Source organism: uncultured Sphingomonas sp., from assembly GCF_913778135.1.
In the GTDB taxonomy this organism is placed as follows: Bacteria; Pseudomonadota; Alphaproteobacteria; order Sphingomonadales; family Sphingomonadaceae; genus Sphingomonas.
On sequence record NZ_CAJYVU010000022.1, the window covers coordinates 1 to 7,382 of the forward strand.

The 7,382-nt window shown below is 69.2% G+C and carries 11 protein-coding genes; 3 read left to right on the forward strand and 8 right to left on the reverse strand.

What is annotated here, in order from left to right:
- The 6 genes from QZ847_RS02270 to QZ847_RS02295 form a co-directional block, all read right to left on the reverse strand.
- Positions 1–674, reverse strand: a 674-nt coding sequence (locus tag QZ847_RS02270) for a bifunctional riboflavin kinase/FMN adenylyltransferase (RefSeq protein ID WP_294352709.1), incomplete at its 3' end; no start/stop codon positions are given.
- A gap of 48 nt (positions 675–722) precedes the next feature.
- Positions 723–1,190, reverse strand: a complete 468-nt coding sequence (locus QZ847_RS02275; RefSeq protein WP_294352710.1) for a dihydrofolate reductase — start codon at positions 1,188–1,190, stop codon at positions 723–725.
- Between the two features lie 2 nt (positions 1,191–1,192).
- Positions 1,193–2,119 (reverse strand): thymidylate synthase, encoded by a 927-nt coding sequence (thyA, locus tag QZ847_RS02280; RefSeq protein WP_294352711.1) that lies wholly within the window; start codon positions 2,117–2,119, stop codon positions 1,193–1,195.
- Positions 2,120–2,129: 10 nt separating this feature from the next.
- Entirely contained in the window at positions 2,130–2,873 is a 744-nt protein-coding gene (locus tag QZ847_RS02285; protein ID WP_294352712.1) for a 16S rRNA (uracil(1498)-N(3))-methyltransferase, read from the reverse strand.
- Complete coding sequence (locus tag QZ847_RS02290; RefSeq protein ID WP_294352713.1) at positions 2,873–3,037, reverse strand: hypothetical protein; 165 nt, start codon at positions 3,035–3,037, stop codon at positions 2,873–2,875. Before QZ847_RS02290 ends, QZ847_RS02285 begins: the two co-directional genes overlap by 1 nt.
- A 3-nt stretch (positions 3,038–3,040) precedes the next feature.
- Positions 3,041–3,445 carry a DUF2147 domain-containing protein gene (locus QZ847_RS02295; RefSeq protein WP_294352714.1) on the reverse strand — a complete coding sequence of 135 codons (405 nt, stop codon included), beginning with the start codon at positions 3,443–3,445 and terminating at the stop codon, positions 3,041–3,043.
- A gap of 159 nt (positions 3,446–3,604) precedes the next feature.
- Here QZ847_RS02295 and ubiA point away from each other — a divergent pair, with 159 nt between their 5' ends.
- Genes ubiA through QZ847_RS02310 form a run of 3 tightly spaced genes read left to right on the forward strand, consistent with a single transcriptional unit; the run spans position 3,605 to position 6,673 of the window.
- On the forward strand, positions 3,605–4,477 hold the full coding sequence (gene ubiA / locus QZ847_RS02300) for a 4-hydroxybenzoate octaprenyltransferase (protein ID WP_366930162.1): 873 nt from the start codon (positions 3,605–3,607) through the stop codon (positions 4,475–4,477).
- Between the two features lie 56 nt (positions 4,478–4,533).
- On the forward strand, positions 4,534–5,880 hold the full coding sequence (locus QZ847_RS02305) for a TldD/PmbA family protein (protein WP_294352716.1): 1,347 nt from the start codon (positions 4,534–4,536) through the stop codon (positions 5,878–5,880).
- Positions 5,873–6,673 (forward strand): 3'(2'),5'-bisphosphate nucleotidase CysQ, encoded by an 801-nt coding sequence (locus tag QZ847_RS02310; protein ID WP_294352717.1) that lies wholly within the window; start codon positions 5,873–5,875, stop codon positions 6,671–6,673. Before QZ847_RS02305 ends, QZ847_RS02310 begins: the two co-directional genes overlap by 8 nt.
- A 49-nt stretch (positions 6,674–6,722) precedes the next feature.
- On the opposite strand, the gene QZ847_RS02315 is transcribed toward QZ847_RS02310, so the two are convergent.
- Both QZ847_RS02315 and QZ847_RS02320 read right to left on the reverse strand, forming a co-directional pair.
- Positions 6,723–7,088: a hypothetical protein gene (locus tag QZ847_RS02315; protein ID WP_294352718.1), complete on the reverse strand. Its 366-nt coding sequence runs from the start codon at positions 7,086–7,088 to the stop codon at positions 6,723–6,725.
- A 13-nt stretch (positions 7,089–7,101) separates the two neighbouring features.
- A partial coding sequence (locus QZ847_RS02320) for an HAD hydrolase family protein (protein ID WP_294352719.1) occupies positions 7,102–7,382 on the reverse strand: 281 nt, incomplete at its 5' end.

Below are 7,382 nucleotides of genomic sequence, written 5' to 3' on the forward strand. Positions count from 1 at the left end.
GCGTAGATGCCGTAGGCCGGGCGCAGGTAGCGTCCCATGTCGATGTTGGCAGTCGGATAGCCGATCGTGCGGCCGACCTTGTCGCCGTGCTGCACCACGCCTTCTATCGCGAACGGGCGCGTTAGCAGGCGCGCGGCACCCGCCGGATCGCCGCTGCGCAACAGGTCGCGGACCCGGGTGGAGGAGACCGTCTCGCCTGCCAGCGTCACTGCCCCGACCGTTTCGGCGGTAAAGCCCAGCGCGTCGCCATACACGGCAAGGCCCGCCGCATCACCGACCTTGCCCTTGCCGAAGGTGAAATCCTCGCCGGTGACGACGCCCGCGACGCGCAGGCGATCGACCAGCCGCTCGGTCACGAACTGCTCCGCCGTCAGCGCCGCAAAGGCGGCGTTAAAGTCGAACACCACCATCGCGTCGGCACCCGCGGCGGCGAACAGCCGCTCGCGCTGGTCGAGAGTTGAGAGGCGGAACGGGGCTGTGTCGGGGCGGAAGAAGCGTACCGGGTGCGGATCGAACGTAGCGACGAGCGCGGGGCGTCCTTCTGCCCGCGCACGCTCGACCGCGCGCGCGACCACTGCCTGATGCCCGAGGTGAAATCCGTCGAAGTTGCCGAGCGCGACAATCCCGCCGGCGAGATGCGGCGGCACCGCGGCGCTGCCGTCGAGGCGCTCCATGCCGCGCGCTCTACGGCCGGGCGCGCGGGGCGACAAGTATGCGCGCGCTCACCGCTCGAGCCGGACGAAGCTGTAGGCAGGGCGCTGCCCTTCCGCCGCATGATCCTCACGCGATACCTCGCGCCAGCCGGTGAACGGCGGGACGATCGCGTCGCCCGCGGGTGCGGCGTGCACCTCGGTCAGCTCGATCGCCGCGGCGCGGGGCAAGAACAGCGCGAAGATCTCAGCGCCGCCGATCACCGCGACCTGTTTGCCGGCGACGCGCAGCGCGGCGGCCGGATCATGGACGACCTCCGCGCCCGCCGCCTGCCACTGCGGGTCGCGGGTGAGCACGATATGGCGCCGTCCGGGCAAGGGAGCGGGAAAGCTCTCAAACGTCTTGCGTCCCATCACCATCGCGCGGCCCATCGTCAGTGCCTTGAAATGGCGCAGGTCGGCGGGGAGATGCCACGGCAGCTTGCCGTCCACCCCGATGACGCCGTTCTCCGCGCGGGCGAGGACGAAGGTGACGCTCATATTCAGACCGCGACCGGTGCTGCGATATGCGGGTGCGGATCGTAATCGACGACGCGAAAATCGTCGATTTGATAATCGAAGATCGAGGCCGGGCGTCGCAGCAGTTCGAGCCGCGGATGGCCGCGGGGTTCGCGCGACAGCTGCTCGCGGACCAGATGCTCGTGGTTCAAATAGATGTGCGCGTCGCCGCCGCTCCACACCAGTTCGCCGGGCAACAGGTCGCATTGCTGCGCCAGCATGTGAACCAGCATCGCGGCGGAGAAGGCGTTGAACGCGAAGCCGAGCCCGAGGTCGCACGACCGCTGCCACAGCAGCCCCGACAAGCGGCCGTTCGCGACGAAGAACTGGTACGTCATGTGGCACGGCGGCAGCGCCATGCGGTTCACTTCGGCGACGTTCCAGCCGGTGAACAGCAGCCGGCGCGAGGTCGGATTGGTGCGTATCGCCTCGACCAGCTCGGCGATCTGATTGACCCCGGTGCCGCGGCGGAACAGGTCGTCGCCCGCTGGCTCATAGGTCGGCCAGTCAACCCATTGCTTGCCGTAGACCGGGCCCAGGTCACCCCATTCGGCCGCAAACGCATCGTCGGCCAGAATGCGCGCCTCGAACGTATCGCGCTCGATCGCCTCACCGGTCTCGCGGCGGTAGCGATCGAGCGGCCACTCGGTCCAGATATGCACCTTCTGTTCGACCAACGAACGGATGTTGGTGTCGCCGGAGAGGAACCACAGCATCTCGCGCGCCGCGGTCTTCCACGCGACGCGCTTGGTGGTCAGCAGCGGCACCGCACCACCGTCGAGCGAGAAACGCAGCTGCGGGCCGAAGATCGCGCGCGTGCCGACGCCGGTACGGTCGCGGCGCTCGTCGCCATGCTCCCACACGCGGCGGAGCAAATCGAGGTACTGGTGTTCGTAGTGCGAGTCGGTCACGGCAGCAGTGCTACCGCCAGTCACCCGCGGACGCCATCCACAGCGCGACTGCCGCCGCCGCTGCGGTGTCCGCGCGCAGGATGCGCGGGCCAAGTGCGATGGGTATGGCCTGGCGGAACTCACGGATCGCGGCGCGCTCGTCGTCGTCGAAGCCGCCCTCGGGACCGATCAGGATCGCAGCCGGACCGGGTGCCCCCCGCATCGCCTCCGCCGCAGGAGCGCCGCCCAGTTCATCGGCGAAGAACAGGTGGCGCTCCGTTGCCCAGTCGCGCAACAAGGCAGTGAGCTTCACCGGCTCGGCGACCTGCGGCACCGCGGTGCGGCCGCATTGCTCGGCCGCCTCGATCATGTGCGCGGCGAGACGCTCGGTATTCGGCTTGTCGACCACAGTGCGGCGGGTAACGACGGGCACGAACCGCGCGACGCCCAGTTCGCACGCCTTTTCCGCCATCCAGTCAACACGGCCCTTCTTCAGCGGCGCGGCACAGAGCCACAAATCGGGGACGTGCTCGAGCGGGGCGAGCTGTTGCTGCACGTCCAGTGTCACATCGCGGCGCGCGACATCGGTCGCGACGGCGAGCCACTCGCCGCTAACCCCATCGAACAGCTTGACCGGATCGCCCGCCTTCATCCGCATAACCGAGACGAGATAGTGCGCCTGCGGCCCCGACAGTGTCAGCGCGCCCGGCGCGAGTGGTGCCTCGACGAACAGCCGCGGCGTCGAGCGCGGCGGCCACGCAGGGGTCGCTCCCATCAATTCCTCCGTCCGCGCACGATCAGCCAACGCGCAACGAGAAACAGGATCGCGCCCGCGAGCGCAACCCCGGCAACGACGCCAGCGACCACCCCGGCGACGCGGACGATCGCGAAGAACAGCGCCTCGAAGAAGCGGCCGATCGCGACCGAGATATGAACCACGCGCTATTTGGCCGCGACGCGGGTCCAGGTCTGCGACTTGCACAATCCCGGCAGCACGCAGCCGGTGCCGACCAGCGTGTTCGCGCCCTGCAACGAGAGGGTACCGTCGAACTCCTGCCCCAGATCGGGAACGAACACGGTGCCCTGCCACGCACCACCAGGGCCGCGGCGGAAGTCGCGGAACAGCTGCGTGCCGATCAGCCGGTCGGTGCCGCCCGCCGCGGCGTCATCGCGCGCGCGCTGGTCGGCCGCGACGACGGTGCCGCACAGGCCCGCACCGCAGGGCGCAACGCGAATGCGCACGCTGTCGCGCGCGTTGCGCCACGTGCCCGCAGGCGTGGCGGCGGGAGCAGCGATCGCGGGCGTGGCCAAGGCGAACGCGAGGGCGGCGAGGATCAAACGCTTCATGGATGCGGACATAGGGATGCAATCGGACCGATTTAAGACCGGATGTGCCGAGGCCTTGTGCTTGGCGACGCCTGCCGATTGACGATAAGGGCTGATCGGGTGACTGCCTCCCCTGCTCCCGACCTCACCCCCGACAGCGAGCATCGCGGGCTCGTCGCTCTGCTGCCGCCGCGCTTGCGCGGGTTCGCGCTGCTGGCGCGGTTCGATCGGCCGATCGGCTGGTGGCTGCTGTTCTGGCCCGGCGCCTGGGCCGTCGCGCTGGCGGGTGGCGCGGTCGAGCGCTGGAGCCTTATTCTGTGGCTTCTTCTCGGCGCGATCGCGATGCGCGGCGCAGGCTGCGTCTACAACGACATCGTCGACCGCGACCTCGACGCGAGCGTCGAGCGGACGCGCAATCGGCCGCTCGCCTCGGGTGCGGTGTCGATGCGCGCGGCTTGGGTGTGGTTGTTGCTGCTGTGCCTGATCGGGCTGGTCGTGCTGCTGCAACTCCACTGGCCGGCCGCAATCGTCTCGGTCGCGGCAATCCTGCCGGTCGCGGCCTATCCGTTCATGAAGCGGATCACTTGGTGGCCGCAGGTGTGGCTTGGGCTCGTGTTCTCCTGGGCGGCTTTGGTCGGCTGGACCGAGGCTGGAGGATCGCTGAGCGCGGGCGGCGTGCTGCTCTACGCCGGCAGTATATTCTGGGTCGTGGGCTATGACACGATCTACGCGCTGCAGGACCGCGAGGACGATGCGCTGGTCGGCATCCGATCGTCGGCGCTGCGCATGGGGCGGCACGTACGCGGCGGCGTCGGACTCTGCTATATGGTCGCTGTGATTCTGTGGGCGGCGGCCTTGTGGCAGGTGCGCGCTGACCCGCTCGCGCTCGTCGCTCTGCTGCCGGTGGCTGCGCATCTGGCGTGGCAGGTCGCGACGCTCGTGCCCGACGATGCCAAGGGTGGCGGTGCAGGCGCACTGGCGCGATTTCGGTCGAACCGCACTGCTGGGCTGCTGATGTTTCTCGCCTGCGTGGTGGTCGGCACGCCGCTGTAGCATCGCAGGCGTCGCCGGGAGTGGTAATCACCATCCCTGCCCCCTAAGTCGCCGACATGCTTACCCCCAATCAGGCGCAGGAGCGCGCCCACGACATCGTCCGCCGAGCCACCGCCGCCGGGGCCGATGCCGCCGACGCCGTCTTCGCCGCCGATGCATCGAGCGAGGTGTCGGTGCGGCTCGGCAAGCTGGAGGATGTCGGCCGGTCCGAGGCGGAAGAACTGGGCCTGCGCGTCTTCGTAGGGCAGCGCTCGGCGAGCGTGTCGACCTCCGACTTGTCGTCGCAGGCGATGGACGCGCTGGTCGAGCGTGCCGTCGCGATGGCGCGCGAGGCGCCGGAGGATCAATGGGCCGGACTCGCACCCGAGGAGCGGTTGATGCACGGCGCCGCACCATTGCTCGATCTGGCCGACGACGGCGCGGTGACGCCGGCGGAATTGCGCGAGCTGGCGTCGCAGGCGGAGGAAGCCGCGCGTGCGGTGCCAGGCGTCACCAATAGCGAGGGCGGCGGCGCGGGCGCGTCGTCGAGCGTCTGGGCGCTCGCCACCAGCCACGGCTTCGCGGGCGCCTATGCGACCACCGGCTACAGCGTGTCGGCGAGCGTGATCGCGGGCGAAGGTGGCGGGATGCAGCGTGATTACGCGTTCCACTCCGCACGGCATCGCCAGCGGCTCGACGCGCCGCACGAGATCGGTCGGCGCGCAGGCGAGCGCGCGGTGGCACGGCTGAACCCCGGTCGGGTGGCGAGCGGCGCGGTACCTGTGGTATTCGATCCGCGCGTCGGATCGAGCCTGCTCGGTCACCTGGCCGGTGCGATCTCGGGCCAGGCGATCACGCGCAAGACGAGCTTCCTGCTGGACGCGATGGGAACGGAGGTGTTCGCCCCCGGCGTCACGATCTGCGACGACCCGCATCGCCCGCATGGGTTGCGCTCACGCCCGTTCGACGGCGAGGGGCTGCCGGTCTCGCCGTGCTCGATCATCGAGAACGGAATGCTAGAGACGTGGCTGCTCGACTCGGCGTCGGCGCGGCAGTTAGGGCTCGAGCCGACCGGCCACGCGGCGCGGGGGGTGAACGGCGCACCCGGCGTCACCACCAGCAACCTGTTCATGCAGACGGGGCACGTACCGGTTGCGACACTGATCGCGGACATCGTGCTCGGCGTCTACGTGACCGAACTGATCGGCCAGGGCGTCAACCCGGTGACCGGCGATTACAGCCGCGGTGCGGCTGGGTTCCTGATCGAGAATGGTGAGATCACACGTCCGGTCGCCGAGTTCACGATTGCGGGCAATCTGCGCGACATGTTCCGCAGCCTCGTACCCGCCAACGACCTCGCCTTCCGCTACGGCATCAACGTGCCGACGATCCGCGTCGACGGGATGACGGTCGCGGGTGGCTGACGCGGGCGTCGCCCCTGACCTGCACGTGCTCGCCGACGCGGTCGCCGCCGCGGCGCGCGAGGCTGCGGCGATGGCGATGGCGCGCTGGCATACCGATTTCGCGCGTACCGAGAAGAGCGACGGCAGCCCGGTGTGCGAGGTCGATCTCGACGTCGACCGCATGCTGCATGCGCGGCTGTCGGCGCTGCTGCCGCAGGCCGGTTGGCTGTCGGAGGAGACCGCCGACAATCCCGAGCGGCTGTCGGCGCGCTATGTCTGGGTGGTCGATCCGATCGACGGCACGCGCGACTATATCCGAGGGCGCAGCGGCTGGTGCGTTTCGGTCGCGCTGGTCGAGGAAGGACGCGTGGTGATCGCGGTTCTTGACGCACCTGCACGCGGCGAGGTGTGGCGCGCGGTGGCTGACGGCGGCACGACGCTGAACGGCGCGTCCGTGCAGGCGGGCGACCGGGCCGACATCGTCGGCGCGCGCGTGCCCGCCGACGCGCTGCCAAAGGCCGACCGTGATCTGACGGCGGTCGAGAAGCCGAACTCGATCGCGCTGCGCATGGCGATGGTCGCCGACGACCGCGCCGATCTGGTCGCAACGCTACGCTGGGGTAACGAGTGGGACATCGCCGCCGCCGCGCTGGTGGCGCAGGAAGCGGGTGCGAGCATCACCGACGCGCTGGGCCGACCACTGGTGTTCAACAAGCCCAAGCCGCGCGCGTTCGGCGTGCTGACCAGCACGCGCGGCATCCACGCTGCGGCGGTCGAGCGGCTTGCCGGGCGAGCGCAGGCGATGATCCACTGACCTTCAGATTGATACCGCTTCTGACCTAACTGTTCAGCGCCCGGCGACGTTATGATGCCGGTTCGTGAACGATCGCGGCAGGCTCTTGGCTATGCCGCACCGCGTCGCGCGGGACCATGGGACGCAAGCGTACCGCGAGGCAGATGACCGCGGGCCAGAACAAGGTGTTGCCGATGTCGCTGAGCGTGTCCGCCCAGCGCCACGAGCCATAGTGCAGCCGGTCTAGTATCTCATTACCCGCCTCGGCCGCGACGACGACCGATAGCGGGATCAGCGTGCCGAGCGAGCGCCCGGTGACGAGCCGGGCAACGAGCAGCACTGCCATGCCGGCGTGGATGTGCAGGATCGTGTCGGGCAGCCCGGTGCCGTCACCGATCCAGCCGATGAACCGCGCCCATAATCCAGGAACATCCACGCGGAGTTGCGCCTTACTTCTGGCAGGCGACGATCGTCGCGATCACCGACAGCGTGTCGTGGGGGTCGCGCACGCGAACAGTGTCGAGCCCGAGTTCCTTGGCCGGGTAATCGTTGCCGCCGGGGAAGATCGCATCGCCGATGAACATCATCTTGTCGAGCGCGATCCCGCTCTCGTCGCGCAGGCGCTTCAGGCCGTACGCCTTGTCGACGCCCTTCTGCGTGATGTCGATCGAGGTGGCACCACCCATGTTGATCGACAGTTCGGGCAGCCGCTGCTTGAGGTCCGCCTGGA

Excerpts from the sequence above, each read along its gene's own strand:
- QZ847_RS02285 (WP_294352712.1), bottom strand. The coding sequence starts at position 2,873 with ATGGGAGCGACCCCTGCGTGGCCGCCGCGCTCGACGCCGCGGCTGTTC.
- QZ847_RS02305 (WP_294352716.1), top strand. The coding sequence starts at position 4,534 with ATGCTTACCCCCAATCAGGCGCAGGAGCGCGCCCACGACATCGTCCGC.
- QZ847_RS02295 (WP_294352714.1), bottom strand. The coding sequence starts at position 3,445 with ATGAAGCGTTTGATCCTCGCCGCCCTCGCGTTCGCCTTGGCCACGCCC.
- QZ847_RS02275 (WP_294352710.1), bottom strand. The coding sequence starts at position 1,190 with ATGAGCGTCACCTTCGTCCTCGCCCGCGCGGAGAACGGCGTCATCGGG.